Origin of the sequence: Cobetia sp. UCD-24C (assembly GCF_001306765.1) — a bacterium.
GTDB lineage: Bacteria > Pseudomonadota > Gammaproteobacteria > Pseudomonadales > Halomonadaceae > Cobetia > Cobetia amphilecti.
In genome coordinates this window covers 417714-435181 of sequence record NZ_LJTD01000003.1, presented here as the reverse complement: position 1 = coordinate 435181, position 17468 = coordinate 417714, and the positions used below count along the sequence as shown (strand labels likewise).

At 65.7% G+C, this 17468-nt stretch carries 12 protein-coding genes and 1 other RNA gene; 5 read left to right on the top strand and 8 right to left on the bottom strand.

Translation table 11 applies throughout. The features are described from left to right. Positions 1-21: 21 nt before the first annotated feature. A complete protein-coding gene (locus tag AOG28_RS06005) occupies positions 22-930 on the bottom strand; it encodes a LysR family transcriptional regulator (RefSeq protein WP_054555638.1) in 909 nt (302 codons plus the stop codon). Positions 931-1192: 262 nt separating this feature from the next. On the opposite strand from AOG28_RS06005, the gene AOG28_RS06000 reads away from it, so the two are divergent. Next, positions 1193-2389, top strand: coding sequence for an MFS transporter (locus AOG28_RS06000; protein WP_082388362.1), 1197 nt, complete (start codon positions 1193-1195; stop codon positions 2387-2389). A 94-nt stretch (positions 2390-2483) separates the two neighbouring features. On the opposite strand, the gene AOG28_RS05995 is transcribed toward AOG28_RS06000, so the two are convergent. From AOG28_RS05995 to AOG28_RS05980, 4 genes are all read right to left on the bottom strand, one after another. After that, positions 2484-2834 carry a YqjK-like family protein gene (locus AOG28_RS05995; protein ID WP_054555637.1) on the bottom strand — a complete coding sequence of 117 codons (351 nt, stop codon included), beginning with the start codon at positions 2832-2834 and terminating at the stop codon, positions 2484-2486. A 34-nt stretch (positions 2835-2868) separates the two neighbouring features. Beyond that, a complete protein-coding gene (locus tag AOG28_RS05990; RefSeq protein WP_043333873.1) occupies positions 2869-3291 on the bottom strand; it encodes a phage holin family protein in 423 nt (140 codons plus the stop codon). Continuing rightward, a complete protein-coding gene (locus AOG28_RS05985; RefSeq protein ID WP_082388358.1) occupies positions 3291-3629 on the bottom strand; it encodes a DUF883 family protein in 339 nt (112 codons plus the stop codon). The genes AOG28_RS05990 and AOG28_RS05985 overlap by 1 nt, the downstream gene beginning before the upstream one ends. Positions 3630-4085: 456 nt before the next feature. Beyond that, entirely contained in the window at positions 4086-5300 is a 1215-nt protein-coding gene (locus AOG28_RS05980) for a phospholipase A (protein WP_234368106.1), read from the bottom strand. A 425-nt stretch (positions 5301-5725) separates the two neighbouring features. On the opposite strand from AOG28_RS05980, the gene mscK reads away from it, so the two are divergent. After that, a complete protein-coding gene (gene mscK / locus AOG28_RS05975) occupies positions 5726-9271 on the top strand; it encodes a mechanosensitive channel MscK (protein WP_235506959.1) in 3546 nt (1181 codons plus the stop codon). Between the two features lie 136 nt (positions 9272-9407). On the opposite strand, the gene AOG28_RS05970 is transcribed toward mscK, so the two are convergent. The 3 genes from AOG28_RS05970 to AOG28_RS05960 form a co-directional block, all read right to left on the bottom strand. Then, positions 9408-10646, bottom strand: coding sequence for an ABC transporter substrate-binding protein (locus AOG28_RS05970; protein WP_054555635.1), 1239 nt, complete (start codon positions 10644-10646; stop codon positions 9408-9410). 128 nt (positions 10647-10774) lie between these two features. After that, positions 10775-12499 carry a sensor histidine kinase gene (locus AOG28_RS05965; RefSeq protein ID WP_235506958.1) on the bottom strand — a complete coding sequence of 575 codons (1725 nt, stop codon included), beginning with the start codon at positions 12497-12499 and terminating at the stop codon, positions 10775-10777. Next, the gene (locus AOG28_RS05960; RefSeq protein WP_082388352.1) at positions 12496-13314 is read right to left on the bottom strand and encodes a response regulator transcription factor; all 819 of its coding nucleotides are present in this window, start codon (positions 13312-13314) and stop codon (positions 12496-12498) included. Before AOG28_RS05960 ends, AOG28_RS05965 begins: the two co-directional genes overlap by 4 nt. 179 nt (positions 13315-13493) lie before the next feature. Here AOG28_RS05960 and AOG28_RS05955 point away from each other — a divergent pair, with 179 nt between their 5' ends. The 3 genes from AOG28_RS05955 (at position 13494) to dnaX (ending at position 17396) form a co-directional block, all read left to right on the top strand. Further along, positions 13494-14603: an AbrB family transcriptional regulator gene (locus AOG28_RS05955; protein WP_082388408.1), complete on the top strand. Its 1110-nt coding sequence runs from the start codon at positions 13494-13496 to the stop codon at positions 14601-14603. A 129-nt stretch (positions 14604-14732) separates the two neighbouring features. Next, positions 14733-14829, top strand: an RNA gene (ffs, locus tag AOG28_RS17530) — signal recognition particle sRNA small type. Between the two features lie 425 nt (positions 14830-15254). Beyond that, positions 15255-17396, top strand: coding sequence for a DNA polymerase III subunit gamma/tau (gene dnaX / locus AOG28_RS05950; RefSeq protein ID WP_054555634.1), 2142 nt, complete (start codon positions 15255-15257; stop codon positions 17394-17396). The last annotated feature ends 72 nt before the right edge of the window (positions 17397-17468 follow it).

Sequence of the window (17468 nt, the reverse complement as noted above, 5' to 3'; positions counted from 1 at the left end):
CCTTCTCGCCACTACTCGCGCTCACGCCATCTGCTGGCGGATGGCGGGCAGGCGCTGCTCGACCAGCGCGACGAAGGCCTCGATCACCGGACGGACCGGTGTGGTCGGGTAGTGCAGCTCCAGCGGTACGGCTCCGAGTGCCGGGCGCAGGGGAATGAACTGGCAGCCATCACGTTGCAGGCGGCGAATGCAGCCGGGCGCGATGGCGACTCCCAGTCCCGCCGCCACCTCACTGAGCAGTGTCTGCATCAAGGCCGGTTGGCGCTGGATGCGCGGCGAGAAGCCGGCATCGCCGCAGGCACTGATGATCTGATCGAACAGCCCCGTCGCCTGCCCGCGCTGAAACAGCACGAAATCTTCCTGCGCAAGCTCGCTGAGGGCGAGTCGCTTGCGGTGCGCCAGACGATGCCCCTCGGGCACCACCGCCATCAGCCTATCCTCGTAGACCGCCAGGGCGGTCAGGCTGTCACGCTGCTCGCCGGGAAGCGGGCGCGACAGCCCGATGTCGATTTCGTCACGCGCGAAGGCATCCAGCTGCTGCTGGGCGCTCATCTCATGCAATGACAGGCTGACCTCGGGATGGTTGCTGGCGAAGTCGCGCATCAGTCCGGGCACGAAGCTTGCGCAGGCCGAGCTCATGTAGCCGATGCGCAGTGTGCCGGTCTGGCCGCTGGCAGCCATCGCCACGCGCTTGCGTGCCTGTGCCTCCAGCGCCAGCATGCGCTGCGCTTCTTCCAGCAATGCCTCCCCCGGTGCCGTCACCTTCACTTCTCGCGTATTGCGCCATAGCAGGCTGACGCCCAGCTCGGCTTCGAGATCGGCGATCTGGCGGCTGATGGCGGGTTGCACGGTATGCAGCTCGCGGGCGGCGGCCGAGAAGCTTCTGTGCGTCGCCACCGAGACGAAGGTTTTCAGTGTGCGGAGTTCCATGCCGGCCCTCGTGGCTGATTGATGTTCAGTCAGTATAAGTTATATCAAGTATTGTCATTTCTATTATAAGCCTGCACTCGCTAGTCTGAAGGCCTGCCAAACCTCCCTTCGTCAGTCTCTGCCGTCTCGCCTTGTCTCCTGTCTCTTGCTGCTTGCCGCTGGCTTGGCCTCGCAAGCACGCAAGCACGCAAGCACGCAAGCAAGCGAGCAGGCGGGGCGCGTAGCGGCTGACAGGAGGGTTCTGAATTCGAGTGGAGCCAATATGACGACATCAACGAGTGGAGTGGCCGCGCAGGATACGCGCGGACCCTCACCACCGCTTTCTGCCGGCGGCCGTTTCACGCTGCTGGCCATCGCCTGTCTGACCATCATGGTGGGTACCGTGGTCGCGCCGGGGCTTCTGAGCATCGCCTCGGCGCTTGAGGTGGAGAGCCATGCCAGCTGGCTGATTACCCTGCCATCGCTGGGCGCCGTGCTGTTCGCGCCCATCGCCGGGCGCATGATCGATCGTGTCGGTGCCTATCGCTCGCTGGTGGGCGGGCTGTTCCTGTATGGCGTGCTGGGCGCGGGCGGCGCACTGCTGGAAGGCACCGTCGTCGTGTTCGCCGATCGCATTCTGCTCGGCGGCGTGACCGCCGTGGTGATGGCGGGCGGCACCACGCTGATCTCCGAGTGGTATCACGGCCATGCGCGTCTGGCGATGATCGCCCAGCAGGGCATGTCCATCGAGCTTGGCGGGGTGATCTTCCTGTTCGTCAGTGGTGTGCTGGCGGGTATCGCCTGGCAGTGGCCCTTCGCCCTCTATCTGCTGGCCTGGGTACTGCTGGTCATGCTGTGGATGATGGTGCCGAAGCAGTCGCCTGAAGCGCCTGCCGAGGAGAGCGGAAATGCCGGCGGTGAGGCCTTGTCCTCCTCGCTGACCAGCGTCTACCTGGCCGCGGCCATCTCGTTGACGCTGTTCTTCACCGCCATCGTCATGCTGCCGATGCGCTTGAATCTGCTGGGGCTGGACGAAGCGGCCACCGGTATCTTCCTGGCGGGCATTTCGCTGGTCGCGGTGGTCGCGGCGATGCTGATGCCGAAGGTGTCGCGTGCCCTGGGTGAGATGCCGACGCTGGTGCTGGCCTTCCTGCTCTATGCCGGCAGCCTGTTCCTCTTCCAGCAGGCCGAGAACATGACGCTGATGAGCGTCGGTGCCGTGTTGTCCGGCATGGGCTTCGGCTTCTCGATCCCCTTGCTCAACCACATGACGGTGGAGCGCAGCCACACCTCGGTGCGCGGACGCAATCTCTCCTACCTGACGATGGCGATCTTCCTGGGACAGTTCCTGACGTCCTTCCTGGAATTCCTGCCCGGTGACGGCAGCAACGTCTTCGGCGCCGCCGCCGTGCTGGGGCTGATCTTCGCGGTGCTCTATCTGGGCGTGTATCTGCTCAAGCGTGACAGCCGCAGCGCCTGATCGCGGCAGGGTTCACGGAGCTGCACGTCGCAGCGACAAAAAAAGCCCCGTCACCTGACTCTCAGGGGGCGGGGCTTTCGCTGTAATGCCGCGATCATTTGTCGAACAATATTCTCAGACGGCGAATCATCACCCAGCTCATCAGCCCGCGCTTGAGCAGGCTCAGGCCCTTCTTTGGCCGGAACCCGCCCCGCGCTGCGATCAGGCCGCCCACCAGCACCAACGGGCCGCGGTATTGCTGGACCTTGGCCCAGCCGCGGTCTATGGGGGCGGTGGCCTCCTTGAGTTCGCGCAGCGCATGGCTGACATCGAGGCGCTGCTGACTGATGCGTGCTTCGAGTTCCGCACGCCGAGCGTCACGCGGATGTGCTGACCGGCGTCCGCTCCCCTTTACGGGGGGCAGCGCCGGCTCGCGTCGCGCGAGGGACTGTCTGGAAGAACTCATCTCGCCTCCTTGGCAGGCACTGGCAGGCGGGGCATCAAAGGTTTTCGCGTTGGCGCTGGCGTTCCAGTGCGTCGGCACGCACATCCTTGAGGCTGTCGCTGTCACGGCTCAGGTTGCTGAGCGTGGAACGCAGCAGGCTGCGCTGAGAAGCGATCACCTTGACGCGCCAGGCGATCAATCCCCCCAATGCCAGCAGGATACCGCCGCTCAGGGCGATGGCCAGCAGGCGGTGGGTATCCCAGAAGGCCACGACCACCAGCAGGATCGCCAAGCCGATGCCGAAGCAGATCAGCATCAGGGCGATACCCGACAGCAGCAGCATCACGAACAGCCGTTCGCGCTCTTCCTCGAGCTCCAGCACGGCGAGACGCAAGCGCGTCTCGCCACTCTCGACCAGGCTCGCAGTCAGACGTCGGATGGCGCCAAGTACGCGTTCAACCGGCCCTTGCTCCTGCATCAGCGACGGCCAAGCAGCATGCCGACGACGACACCGGCGGCCGCGCCGATACCGACACTGGTCCACGGGTTGTCGTGCACGTAGCGGTCAGCGCAGTCCACGGATTCACGCGCGCCAGCGGCGAGGCGATCGCCCTGGGCGCTGAGGCGGGCGCGGGTGGCTTCCAGGCGAGTCTGGGCGCGGGCGCGGGCTTCCTTCATGCTCTCGCGGGAATCTTCAGCCGAGGCGTGCAGCAGTTCCTCGACGGTCTGGGACAGATGGCGCAGATCTTCCTTCAGCTGGTCGGTGTTGGCACCGGTCGCGGAAGTGGTGTGATCGCCGATCTTTTGCATAGCCATGGTGTAACTCCTTCCCGTATGTCGAATCAGATTTCGCGAATGGTGAGCGCGGTGTTGTCTGCGCTTGACTCTCGAACTCTCTCTTCCCTGGGGCGCCGCAGGCGGCAGGGCATGACCTGAATCCACTTGCACGAGACTCTCTGCAAGCATCGTCAGCACGTCGTCATGACGCGTCTTGCGTGGTCATGCACAAGTCGTGGGGGTCGAACGCGACAAACACAAGGGCAAGACACGCACAGAGCACGATATCGCCATGTCACGTGCGGGAGGCATGATCTGGATCATGGACGTGCCACCTTGTCCACATGGGCAGTCCACATGGGCAGTCCACATGAGGGCGGTGCATACGGAGGGCAGATGGCAAGACGGGCAGCCTGGGCTGCCCGTTGCGGGAGGGTCGTGCGAGTTCTGTCATCAGAGCTCTTGCATCAGAACTTTTTGATCAGAGCTCTTTGATCAGGTCTCGGGCGAGCCGGCGAAGAAGGTATTGATCGAGAAGCCAAGGCCAAAGCGATTCACGCTGTGGTCGTAGTCGATCAAGCTCTCACCGTAGCCGTGGTAGTACTGCACGTAGCCACGTACCTTGCCGAACAGCGGGAAGGAGTAGTCGAGCTGGTTGCCGTAGTTGCCCTTGGAGGGGTTGCCACGCACCATCCAGGTGACTTCGTGCTGATCGGAGGTATAGCCGACCGTGATGTCGCCGTAGCCGATGTAGTTGTAGAGGTCCGGGTTGTCGTCCTCGTCGGACTCCTCCGGCACGCGCCAGTGCGGCGTGACCGCGATGGCCCAGTCGCCGTTCTGGAACATCATGTCGGCGTAGACACGGTTCCAGCTGCGCGACAGCGGGTCGGAACGGCCGTTGGACTGATGCGCGAAACCGATGCGGTTGCGGGTATTGGTCCAGCCGAACAGCTCATAACGATTGTCGAACTGCAGGAAGGCTTCCGGCTCGTAATTGGTCTCGCGGAACGGCGCCGAGGCATCGGAGTTGTAGGCCTGCCACCAGCTGCGTTGGGTATAGGCGAAGAACAGATCGCCATTGTCACCGAAGATGTCATCCATCAGCTCGACCTTGAGGCTGAGCTGGTATTTCACCTCGGTCTTGTCCACCTCGCCTTCCTGGGTGACTTCGGCAAAGCCGTTGGCATCCGGGTTGGTGTTGTAGGCCCAGGGCAGCAGGTAATTGCGCTTGTAGGCGGTGATGGCCAGCGGATTCTTCTCGGCGTCGTTCTCCAGCACGACACGCTCCTTGGCGCGCTGCTGGGCCAGGCTTTCATCGAGGGGCGCATCGACGCTCTGGCCTTGTGCCTGCTCGGTCTCGGCCGCTTCCGCCGAGTAGCGCTCGTAATCCGCGTCTTCGCGATTGGAGAGGAAGACCTGCTCGGTACGCGGGTCACTCTCGACGCTGTCCGCCGTGCCCGGTGCAGAGGCCGCCAGCTCGCGCCAGTCAGCCTGGCTCATGGCACCCGCGCGGGCCTGGGCGGCAGTCATGCCCAGTGCTTCGGGGGCGAAGCGCTTGCCGTTGGCCAGTACCACGCGTCCTTCGGCATCCATGGTGTAGGGCACGTCGGCCGCTGCCGGTGCGGCGGCACCCAGCAGTACTGTGGCCAGCACTCCCGAGAGGCGTGCAGGGACGGACCGGAATCCGATGGAGGCAAGGCGGAGGGGCATGGAAATATCCTGTCGGTTACACCGCGGCGGGGGAGCAGCGCATTATGGAGCAATGTTCATGACATGTCTGCCATTCTACTGGCGGCGCAGTGTCCGGTTCCAGCACGAAGATTCCGACAGGTGCGTCGCCTCGATGCGACGATGCATGTCGCTCACGCTGGCCTGCAAGCACCGCTTTCTCGCCCCGTCACTCTTTGCTTCATTCTCCACTTCACTCTCTAGTTCAATCTTCACTTCATCCTTTGCTGAGCGGCCGCCGGCGGACGTTTGCCGACAAGGATTGCGTGGGATGCAGCGCCAGTCGACAATGCGGCCCTTGCCCGCGTTTGCGGCCGGTCACGATGCCATCCTGCATGGCTGACGGCGGCCTGGCGGGGCAGCAGAGCCGATGAAGAAGCGCGGTGGTGACCATTGAGGAGACAGCTGTGACAGGTAACAAGTCCTTGAGACTGATGATGTTGGCAGGCGCCTTGCTGCTGATGGTGCTGCTGGCCTGGGTGCCGGCCACGGCCAGTGCGGACGCCCCGAAGCGTGCTGATGTCCAGACTCAGCTTGAAGACCTGCAGAGCGTCGAGAAACCGGATGCCGACACCCGTCAGCGCATCGCGGACCTCAAGGATACCCTGACGGTGCTCGACGACCTCGCCGAGGCCACCAGCAGCCTGAATTCCCTCAAGAGTGAGGTCAAGGAGGCGCCGGCGGAGTTGGCGAAGGCGCAGGCCGAGCTGGCGCGCCTGCCTCAGGACTACACCCCGCCTAGCATCGCGTCGCTGGAAGACGAGTCGGTCGAGGCGCTGGACAAGCGCATGACCTCGATTCTCGACTCGCTGCAGAACCTGCAGGACAAGCTGGCCGATACCAACCGGCGCCTGATCAATGCCCAGAGCCTCCCGGAGCGTTCGCGCTCGACCCTGGCCGATGCACAGCAGCAGGTGCAGCGCCTGCAGACCCAGCTGGGTGGCAGCGGCGATGCCGACCTGTCCGGCACCGGGCGTGATCTGATCGAGGCCCGCTTGGCGCTGGCCGAGACGCGTGGCGAGCTGAGCCATTCAGAGCTCAATTCAAGCTCCCTGCTGCGTGAGCTGGCCCAGGTGCGCAAGACCCTCTACAGCCGCCAGATCGCCAATCTGGAGCAGGACCTGGAGCAGGTCCAGACGCTGGTCAACGACAAGCGCCGCAACCAGTCCGAGCAGACCATCGCCGATGCCACCAGTGGCGAGAATGCCGCGCTGGCCGACAACCCCATCTTCCAGCAGGTGCTCAACCGCAACCGCGAGCTCAGCAGCCAGCTGCTGGCGATCACCGATCGCGTCAACGCCGTGATTCGCGACGGGCTGGAGGTGCGCACCCAGCTTGATCGCGTCACCCAGGTCGAGCGCACCATGAGCGAGCAGATCGAGGCCATCAAGGGCAGCGTCCTGCTGGCGCGTATCCTGCGCGAGCAGCAGAGTCGCCTGCCGCAGGTCGATGTGCGCAAGGACTTGAAGGAAGAGATCGCCGACCTGCGCCTCAAGCAGTTCGAACTCAACAAGGTGCGTGAGCAGCTCGCCGATATTCCGGGCTATCTCAATTCGTATGTGCTGGGCGAGGCCGCGGCGCTGGAACGCCCCGGCGGCAATGCCGATGTCAGCCAGATCAGCGCCGAGCTGCGTCAGGCGTTGATCGGTCAGCTTGAGGCGCGCAAGGAGCTGGTCGACAAGCTCGACAAGGAATACGACAGCCTGCTGGCACGCGCCATCGACCTGCAGCTCAACCAGCAGCAGCTGCTGGAAGTGTCAGGGCGTCTGCGCCAGACCATCGAGGAGCAGCTGTTCTGGGTCGCCAACGGCAAGCCGCTGGATCTCGACTGGCTGTCGCGTACCCCGGAAATGCTCGCCGAGGAGCTCAGGCCCAACGTCTGGCGTGGCGTGGTGGCGGGGCTGTCCAAGGGCTTTCAGCTCAGTGACCTGTGGGTGGCGCTGCCGGGCTTGCTGCTGCTGATCTTCATCACCTGGAAGCGTTCGCGCATCCGTGCGCGCCTGGCGGACCTGCACGCCCAGATAGGGCGCCTGAAGCAGGACACCCAGCTGCATACGCCGCGTGCCATTCTGCTCAACGTCCTGCTGGCCATCCCCGGCGCGCTGGCACTGGCCTTGATTGGCGGCGTGCTGTCGCTGGGCGAGGGCATCATGCTGTGGGCGCTGGGTCAGGCGCTGTTGAAGCTGTCGCTGGCGTGGGGCATCTTCGCCATCTTCCGCCGCCTGCTGGTCAAGGACGGCGTCGCCGAGCGTCACTTCCAGTGGCCGGCCAACTACGTGGCGGAGCTGCGTCGCCATATCTGGTGGCTGGGCTTCGCGCTGCTGCCGGTGGTGCTGACCACCAACATCATCAGCGAGGCGGACCTCAATCTGCTCGAGCGCCCGTTGGGGCTGGCCATTCTGTTCGTGGGCCTGATGGCGATGAGCTTCTGCCTGTCGCGACTGATTCTGGCGCATGTCCCCTTCTTCGGCCTCAAGCTGTTCCGACTGATTCTGGGCCTTGCGATGGCGCTGGTGCCGGTGGCGCTGGGCGTGCTGATCTGCCTCGGCTACGAGTACACCGCGCTGCGTCTGTGTGGCCGCTTCATCACCACCATCTTCCTGTTCGGGGCCTGGATTCTGGTGGAAGCCACCGTGGTGCGCGGGCTGGCAGTCGCCGCGCGGCGTCTGGCCTATCGTCGCGCCGTGGCGCGTCGCCGCGCCCAGGTGCAGGAGGGCGCCGAAGGCGGTGTCGAGGTGGTGGAAGAGCCGCCGCTGGACATGGAGCAGGTCAACTCCCAGTCACTGCGTCTCTCGAAGCTGATCCTGGTCATCAGCTTCCTGTCGATCTTCTATGTGGTGTGGGCCGATCTGCTCAATGTGCTCAGCTATCTCGACAGCGTGGTGGTGTGGGAAATCGCCGCTTCCGTCGAGGGCGATTCGGCGACGCCCATCTCGCTGGCGGACCTGATCGCGGGCATGATCACCCTCGCCGTGGCGGTGATGATGGCGCGCAACCTGCCGGGCCTGCTGGAGGTCTCGATCCTGTCGCGGCTCGAGCTCAAGCAGGGTTCCAGCTACGCGATCACCTCGCTGCTGTCCTACGTGATCATGGCCACCGGCTTCGTGATGACATTGGGCAGCATGGGCGTCAGCTGGGACAAGCTGCAGTGGCTGGTGGCGGCGTTGAGTGTCGGGCTGGGCTTCGGTCTGCAGGAGATCTTCGCCAACTTCATCTCGGGTCTGATCATCCTGTTCGAGCGCCCGGTGCGCATCGGCGACACCATCACCATCGGCAACCTGCATGGCACGGTCAATCGCATCCGGATCCGCGCCACCACGGTGACGGATTTCGATCGCAAGGAGATCATCATCCCCAACAAGGTGTTCGTCACCGACCAGCTGATCAACTGGTCGCTGTCGGACAACGTCACGCGGGTGGTGCTCAATTTCGGTGTCGCCCATGGCAGTGATCTGGATCTGGCGCATCGTCTGCTGATGCAGGCCGCCCAGGAAAACAGGCGGGTGCTCAAGGACCCGGAGCCGCTGGTGTTCTGCCTGACCTACAACCAGGACAACTTCGGTTTCGAGCTGCGCATCTACGTCAATGACCTGACCGATCGCCTCTACGCCACCGATGAGATCAATCGCTGGGTAGATGCACGCTTCCGTGAGCATGGCCTCAAGGTTGCCTTCCAGCAGATGGATGTCTGGCTGCATCGCGACGATGGCACCGAGCGTCTCGTCGAGCAGCGCAGCGCCTCGGCGGAGCCGTTGCGCCCCGCCAGCGGCTCACCGGAAAGCAGCGAGGGGGAAAGCACGGAGTATCAGAGCAGCGAGCACCGGGAAGGTGGTGCGCTGATCGCACGTCGCAAGCCCGCCGAGGGTCTGGCAGGCCGTGAGGACGCCGGGCTGCGCGAGGCCGCACCGGACGCCGATGGCGGTGACGGCGGCGGAGATGCCGGCGGTCGTTGACGCTGAACCCTCTCGCTCATCTCATTGAATGCCGCATGGCATCACGCACAAGGCGCCCCGCGGGGCGCCTTGTGCGTGATGGGCTCTCCAGTGCGTTTACAGAACGGGAGGGGCTAGCCAGCCCTGACGCCACGCATCACTGGTTCAATTCGGGCTGCGTGGCTGACGGGGCCTGCCCCTGCTCCTGACCCTGAATCTGCCCCTGCCCCTGACCCTGGCTCGTCTCACCGGCAAAGGGAGCAGGGGCCTCGAATTCCAGCACCCAGCGACTCAGGAAACTGGCCTGCTTGAGGCGGTCGAGTGTCGCCAACAGGCCAGGGCCGATCTCGATCGGGCGTAGCGCATCGCCCAGCTGCTCGCGCATATGCTGAGCGCTGCCCTCGCCACGCACCTCGGGGTGCAGCGCGCCCAGCTGGCTGTCGCTGGCCACCGCCTGCTGGCCTTGCAGACTCAGCCACCAGTCGAGAAAGGCTTCACCGGCCTCGGGATGAGGCGCCTGCTGGGGGACGAAGGCCAGCCGGCGCTGAATCAGCACGTAGTCTTCCGGCACGATCACCACCAGCTCCGGATGGGCGCGGGCAAAGGTTACCGCGTAGGGGCCGACCAGGTTGTAGGCGATGTCCACCTCGCCGCTGGCCAGCGCCTCGAGCATGGCGCCGGTGGTGCTGACCAGCCTGGCATCGGCCTGACCCATGGCGCGCACCAGCGTCCAGTAGCGCGGTGATTGACGGGCGTCGGACACGGCATAGGTGAAGCCGGAGCCGCTGCGGCGCGGGTCGTAGCTGATGATGCGGCCGCGCAGCTGCTCGCGGCGCGTCTCGAGCAGGTGCCAGAAGTCGCGATGGCTGCGCAGCACATCGCGGGGATTGCGCAGGCCGTCGAGGTCCGCCAGACGCTTGAGCGCATCACGTCGCGCCACCATCACGATCGGCTCGAAGCTCATCGCATACAGCTCATTGCGCCAGCGTGAGTTGGCCGGCCAGGCGGCCAGATTGGGGGCCTCGAGTGCCAGGGCGTGGCCCTGATTGGCGAGTCGGTACTGCAGCCCCATGGCCGAGGAAATCATCAGATCGGCCTGCGGTGTCAGCGGCGCCTGCAGGTACTGTGCTTCAAGCCCCAAGGCGGAGCGATTGACGTAGTGCAGCACTCGCTCAGGATGCTGGCGGCTGTAACGCAGCAGCAGCGGGCGAATCTCGGGCAGGTCCAGGGCGGCGTGAATCGTCAGGTCGGCCGCGTGGCTGGCAGCACTGTCAGGCGCGGGCGGCGTGACTGGCTGGCCACCCTGCAACCACAGCGATTGGTGCTCTTCGAGCAGCGGATCGAACGCCGCCTTGGTTGCCGCCTGACTAAAGGGGCTCACAAGCACGGCCAGCACGAGGCAGACCGTCAGCCGTCCAGATCGCTGTCTGCCCGGGCGGTGATGATCCGGGCGGTGATTGTCAGGACCGTGATTGTCAGAACAGCGTTTGTCAGGACGCTGCCGCCCGGTTGGCGGTCGTCTCGTTAGCATGCTGTGCCTCCTGTCTTCGCAGGCTTGCCGGCCTGTGCTGATTCATCCTCCCCATCCACTCTCACCTCAGGCGCTGCACAGGGCGCCAGATGCAGACTGACGCATAGCCCGCAGGACGCGCCTGTCTCCTCTGCGTCGTTTGCGTCGGCTACGAGGATTGCATCGTCCGTGCGGGAGGCAGGATCAGCAGCCTGCGTCACGCTGCGTGCTGTCGCGTCGCTGAGCGTCAGGCGCGCATCGTGATGTCGCGCGATGCCATCGACGATCGCCAGCCCCAGTCCGGCTCCCTCGTGATGCTTGAGCTCATCGGGCTGCTGCGCCGGCGCCTGATCATGACTGTCGGGCTGGGTGTTGCGGTGGAAGGGGCGCAGTACCAGCAGGCGCCGCTCGGCGTCGATGCCCGGGCCGTCATCCTCGACACTCAGCCGCCAGCGGCCCGCCAGTGCGGCGCTGTCCGGTTGCGTGAACGTGGCATCGCTTGGCGCCGTCATCCGGCTCAGGGTGAGTGTGACGGTGCGCGCGCCGTGCTTGCAGGCATTGTCGATCAGGTTGGCCAGTGCCTCCTCGAGCTGCCACTCGACGCCCAGCGTCCAGGCGGCGCCATCGATGTCCGGGGCGATCTCGAGGCCGAGGTCCACCCCGGCGCGATCACAGCGCAGGAACAGGCGGCTGACGGTGGCGCGCGCCAGCGCCGACAGCTCCAGCGGCACGCGCGGCGGCTGCACCTCCGGGTTGTTGAGGCGTGTCAGCGACAGCAGTTGATTGGCCAGATGGGCGGTATGGCTGGCGGTGGCCTGCATCTGGCCCAGCGCGGCATGCCAGGCGCTGGGGTCCTGTTGGCGCAGTGCCAGCTCGGCGTGAGCGGAGAGTCCCGCCAGCGGGGTGCGCAACTGGTGCGAGGCATCACCGATGAAGCGCTCCTGATTGGCGCGCACGCGGCGCATGCGCGCCAGCAGGTCATTGATGGTGTGCTTGAGTTCCTCGAGCTCGCGCGGCAGGGGCAGGTTGAGCGGCGCCAGACTGCGCGAGTCGCGTTCGCGAATGGCGCGCCGCAGGCGGGTCAGCGGCGACAGCGCCAGCCGTACACCGATCAGCACCACCAGCAGTGCCAGCGTGGCCATGCCCGCCAGACGCACCAGCGAGCCACTGAACAGCTCACGCGTCAGGGTGTCTCGCCCTTCGCGGGTATGGGCGACGCGAATGCTGTAGCGCTGGCCGTGGCGCGGGTCATCGCCCCAGCCGCCCAGCCGGGTATCGAGGCTGCCCAGTCGCAGCGCCTGTCCCTGCCAGGCGATATCGCGAAATGACAGCTCGCCGCTGCGTCCGAGCGATTCCTGTGGGGCCAGGCGACCCTCGGCGGCGCGATTGGCATCCGGCAGGTGGGTATTGCCGGTGACCTGCTCGCCATCGGCGTCCACCAGGCTGTAGAAGACGCGTTCCTGGGCGTCGGTGGCCAGCATCTCGAGCGCGGCGGGCGGCAGATCGAGCCACAGCTGGCCGTCCTGCCATTTGACCTGCTCCGCGATGGTGACCAGCGAGGCTTCCAGCAGCCGGTCGTAGGCGCGGTCCGCTGCCTCGCGCGCCGACAGGAAGGCCTGCACCAGCAGCAGGGTGCCCAGCGCCAGCAGGGGCAGCAGCAGCCAGCTCAGCAGGCGCCGATAGAGGCTGATGCTGCGTTTTGCCTCTGTCTGTGGGCGTGGTGAGGGTGCGGAATTCAAGCGCTGCCGTCCGTGGTCTGTTCCAGTAGATAGCCAAGGCCCCGGATGGTACGCAGATTGACGTCGCTGCCTTCCAGGCGCTTGCGCAGGCGGTGCACATAGACCTCGATGGCGTTGTCGCCCACGGCTTCCTCCTCGCCGAAGGCCTCGCGGGTCAGGCGCGCCTTGTCCACCGGCTCGCCGGCATGCTGGATCAGACAACCCAGCAGGCGCTGTTCGCGGGGCGGCAGCGCCAGCGGGGCATCGGCGAGCAGAAAGCGTGCATTGAGTGGCTCGAAGGCCAGGCTGCCCAGGGTCAGGCGTGGGGCGATGCCAGACGAGGGCGCCGGCTGCTGGCTGGCCTGCTGACTGGCCTGAAGAGTGGCATGGCGGCGCAGCAGGGCGCGCACGCGGGCTTCCAGCTCATCGAGCACGAAGGGCTTGGCAAGATAGTCATCGGCGCCCAGGTCGAGCCCGCGCACGCGATCTTCGATGGCGCCGCGCGCGGTGAGAATCAGCACCGGGGTCTGGCGGTCGTGCTGGCGCAGCGCGGCGAGAATCTCGAGCCCGGAAGCGCCGGGCAGGTTGAGGTCGAGCACGATCAGCGCGAAGCCGTGATCGTGGTGGGTCGCCAGGCGGGCAAGCGCCGCGGCGCCGTCGGCCAGGTGGGTGACCGCAAGGCCCTCGGCGGAAAAGACGCTGCACAGTGTGCTGGACAGCAGGGCGTCGTCCTCGACCAGCAGCAGGGCCGGGGGCGGTGCGGTGGCTGGGCCATGTGCTGAAGCGTCAGCCGCTGAATCGTCAGCCGCTGAGGGGAGTGAGTCGGGAGAAGTCATCCGGGCTCCGCAAGGGCGCGTCAGGTACGCGACAATAGTGGTGAGAGTCAGGCATAGGGCCGGTCTGCGACCTGCAATGGCCACTTGAAGGCGCAATATTGCCTCAAACAGGCAGCCAATGGCGCTTGCGCCAGCGTATCATTGGTGGCCTGTTTCGTGTCGCTGACAAGGAAGCCAGCATGCCATCCGTTCCGCTATTGCAGCGCCTCAAGGCGCGCGCCTCTCGTCTCTCGCCAGCCCATTGGCTCACGGCTGTCACGCCGCTCAGACCGCTGCTGACCTCGCTGGCGCTGGGCGTGGTGGGCGGCTGGCTGTTCCAGCTCACCGGCATGCCGCTGGCGTGGATGCTGGGGCCGCTGGTCGCCAACCTGCTGGGCGCGATGGCCGGGCTGAAGCTTGGTGTGCCGGACCGGCTGCGCAACCTGTTTCTGGGGGTGTTGGGTCTGACGCTGGGCGCGCGCGTCTCGCCGGAGCTGGTCTCGCACCTCTCCAGCTGGTGGTTGTCGGCGTTGCTGTTGCTGGCGGGGGTGTGGGCCTCGACGCTGGCCTGCGCCGCCTGGTATCGCCGCTGTGGTTTTGACGCCACCAGTGCGTGGTTCTCCTCGGTGCCCGGCGCGCTGACGGCGATGGTGGTGATCGGCGAGCGCATCGGTGGTGATCCACAGCGCATCGCGGTGGCGCAATCGTTGCGGGTGCTGCTGGTGATCATGATTCTGCCGCCGCTCTATTGGGTGCTCGAAGGCGCGGCGGGCACGCCCGGCATCGGCAGCGATGTGGCGGTAAGCGGCTTGTGGCTGATCGCGGTGTTGCCAATTCTGCTGCCCCTGGCCAGGCGACTGCGCATTCCCAATGCCTCGCTGCTGGCGCCGCTGTTGCTGGCGCTGGTGCTGTCGCTTGGCGACGTGGTGCGTTTCTCGCCACCGGTATGGGGCACCGATGTCATGCAGCTGGTGCTGGGTTGCGCCATCGGGGCACGCTTCAAGGGCCTTACGCCGCGGGTGCTGGTCGGGGTGATGGGCCAGTCGGGCGTGGCGACCCTGATCTCGCTGTCGGTGCTGGGCTGCTTTGCCGAGCTGATCCATCAGCTGATGGGCGTGCCGCGTGACGTGGCTTTCCTCGCCCTGGCGCCCGGCGGTATCGGCGAGATGGCGCTATTGGCGGTGGCGCTCGATCTCGACCCGATCTTCGTCGCCTTCCATCACCTTCTGCGCCTGATCGTCCTGATGCTGTTGCTACCGGTGATGGCGCGTCATTTCCGTCACCGCCGAGCGCGTGAGGCGACGCAATAGCCCGCGGCGTGATCTCCCCTTGTGAGGGCGGCGATGCGCTGTTATAGTGTGCGCCTTGATCACGCCAAGTGCTTGAAGTTCAAGCGATTGGCTCGGTAGTTCACCGAATGATCATATTTGTGGTGGCCCTGTCGGTCCTCCCGCAATGCTAGGCTGCAAACCCCGCCAGGCCCGGAAGGGAGCAACGGTAGTGGCTGACGCGTGTGCCGGGATGTGGCTGATGGGGCCGCCTCCATTTCAGGGCACTGAAAGTGGCTGCTCGTGAAATGTCCGCATCATCCCGTCTGCTGTGCAATGCTCTACCTCAAGCTCTCGCAAGCCCCTGCAAGACTTCGCTTCACGCTGCCTGAAGCCTTTCGCCACGCCCTCGCTGTCTGAACCTGTCATCTCCTGCCTGACCCGAGCCCCGCTTGGCGTTTCGTCATGCCCGCAATTCAGGCCAAGCACCACGCCTGTCATCCGGCCTCGCGCCCTCAATCCTGCTGCGCAAGTGGCATCGCGCTTTGAAGCCACACGGCAAGTCGCTAGAATGAGCGCATTCTCAGCGAGGCCCGTCATCGGTCTCCGTCTGTCGACCGTCGGGGGTGAAGCCCAGCCGGGTCGTGCAGGTTTCAGCTCATGTTTCAGATCGCCCAAGGAATGCCCCGCTCAATGAGCTATCAGGTATTGGCGCGCAAGTGGCGCCCGCGCAATTTTCACGAACTGATCGGTCAGGAGCATGTCAGCCGTGCGCTGGTCAATGCCCTCGATCAGGGGCGCCTGCACCATGCCTATCTGTTCACCGGGACCCGCGGTGTCGGCAAGACGACGCTGGCGCGCATTCTGGCCAAGTGCCTGAACTGTGAAGAGGGCGTCAGCTCCAGGCCGTGTGGCGTGTGTGGCACCTGTCGCGAGGTCGATGAGGGCCGCTTCGTCGACCTGATCGAAGTCGACGCCGCCTCGCGGACCAAGGTCGAGGACACGCGTGAGCTGCTGGACAACGTCCAGTACGCGCCGACCCAGGGCCGCTACAAGGTGTACCTCATCGATGAGGTGCACATGCTGTCGACCCACAGCTTCAATGCGCTGCTCAAGACGCTGGAAGAGCCGCCGCCCCATGTGAAGTTCCTGCTCGCGACCACTGATCCGCAGAAGCTGCCGGTTACCATCCTGTCGCGCTGCCTGCAGTTCACGCTCAAGAACATGCCGCCGGTGCGCGTGGTCGAGCACCTGTCTGACATTCTCGCCCGCGAGGAAGTCAGCTTCGAGGAAGACGCGCTGTGGCTGCTCGGCAAGGCCGCTGATGGTTCGATGCGTGACGCCATGAGTCTGACCGATCAGGCGATCGCCTTCGGCCATGGCCAGGTGCGGCGCGAAGATGTCGCCGCCATGCTCGGCACGCTGGATCACCGCCACGTGCTGGCGCTGCTGGAGTGTCTGGCTTCGCTGGATGCCGCGAGTCTGCTGGCGGAGGTCGCGACCCTGGCCAGCCGCTTCACCGGCGAAGACGTGCAGCTCTATTACCAGATCGCCCTGCAGGGGCGTGGCGACATGGCCAACGCCCCGGATGCGCGCACCGCGCTGGAAATGACGCTGCTGCGCATGCTGGCCTTCCGCCCGCAGGGCGTGCCGCGCCCGGCGCAGACGCCGCTGCCGATGACCGGCCAGGCGGAGGGGGTGAACGCGCCTGGCGCTCAAGCCCAGGCGCCTGTCCAGCAAGCTCCGGCTCAGCAGGCTCCTGTTCAAGAAGCCCCGGTTCAGCAGGCTCCTGTTCAAGCAGCTCCGGCTCAGCAAACTCCTGTTCAGGCAGCCCCGGCCCAGCCTCAGCAAGCGCCGGTGGCCCCGATGGCGCCCGCGCCCCAGCCTGCTGCACCAGTGGCCGCGCCAGCGGCTGAAGCACAGCCGCCGATGGCCGACGAGCCGCCCCCGTGGGCGACGGAGGACGTTCCGCAGGACGCCCGGGATGCCGGCTTTCGCGACATAGCGCAAGACGCGCCCCAGCCAGCGGCCGCGCCAGTGTCGGCGCCAGCGCCAGAACAGGCAGCAGCTTCTGCACAGGCGCCCGCTGCGCCAAGTTCAGCGATGTCACGCCTGAGTGCCGCCTTCGGTTCCGCGCCGACACAGCCAGAGGCTGCTGAGTCATCGGCCCTGCAGCCGGCTGAAATGACAGCGCCGCAGCCCGCTGAAGCTGTACCAGCAGCGCTAGAGCCCGCTGAGTACTCACCGCCAGCACAGCCCGAGCCCGCTGCATCGCCGGCGGCTGAGCCGGTCGTGTCTGAGCCTGTCGCAAACGAGCCGGTCGCCAGCGAGCCAGCCGTGGCAGCGCAACCGCTGCCGGAGCCTGCTCCCGCACCGGAGCCGGCACCCGCGGCTGCTCCCACGCCGGCGCCGAGCGCCCCGAGTGCCGATGGTCGCTTGAATCACGCCGCGTGGCTGGAGCTGTTCCCCTCACTGGGGCTGGGCGGCATCACGCGCAATATCGGCGCGCATTGCCTGGTCGAGCACGATGACGGCACCCACCTCAAGTTGAGGCTGGACCCCGCCCAGTCGGCGATGATGGCCGAAGTCCATCAGGATCGCATTCGCAAGGCGCTGGCGGGCCAGGGCGTGGAGCGTGTGCTGGAGATCAGCGTCGCGCCGCTGCCGGAAGGTTTGGAAACGCCGCACAGTCGTCGCATCCGTCTGCTGGGCGAACGTCATGTGCGCGCGGTTGAAGCCTTGCGTGCTGACCCGCATATCCAGTCCATGGAGCAACAGCTGGGCGCGCGTCTGATCGAGGAAAGCGTCAACTCCTTCGAGCCGGACGATTTCTGACGCTCTGGGCAGTTTCGACCGAGTGTCGGCGGTGCCGGGCATTGCTGACGCTTTCCCGGATTCGCGGTACGT

Bases quoted from the DNA above. Each gene is read 5' to 3' on its own strand.
- AOG28_RS05980 (WP_234368106.1), bottom strand. From the start codon at position 5,300: ATGCCCCTCCGCCTTGCCTCCATCGGATTCCGGTCCGTCCCTGCACGC.
- AOG28_RS05985 (WP_082388358.1), bottom strand. From the start codon at position 3,629: ATGGCTATGCAAAAGATCGGCGATCACACCACTTCCGCGACCGGTGCC.
- AOG28_RS06005 (WP_054555638.1), bottom strand. From the start codon at position 930: ATGGAACTCCGCACACTGAAAACCTTCGTCTCGGTGGCGACGCACAGA.
- dnaX (WP_054555634.1), top strand. From the start codon at position 15,255: ATGAGCTATCAGGTATTGGCGCGCAAGTGGCGCCCGCGCAATTTTCAC.
- AOG28_RS05955 (WP_082388408.1), top strand. From the start codon at position 13,494: ATGCCATCCGTTCCGCTATTGCAGCGCCTCAAGGCGCGCGCCTCTCGT.
- AOG28_RS05960 (WP_082388352.1), bottom strand. From the start codon at position 13,314: ATGACTTCTCCCGACTCACTCCCCTCAGCGGCTGACGATTCAGCGGCT.
- AOG28_RS05995 (WP_054555637.1), bottom strand. From the start codon at position 2,834: ATGAGTTCTTCCAGACAGTCCCTCGCGCGACGCGAGCCGGCGCTGCCC.
- AOG28_RS05990 (WP_043333873.1), bottom strand. From the start codon at position 3,291: ATGCAGGAGCAAGGGCCGGTTGAACGCGTACTTGGCGCCATCCGACGT.
- AOG28_RS06000 (WP_082388362.1), top strand. From the start codon at position 1,193: ATGACGACATCAACGAGTGGAGTGGCCGCGCAGGATACGCGCGGACCC.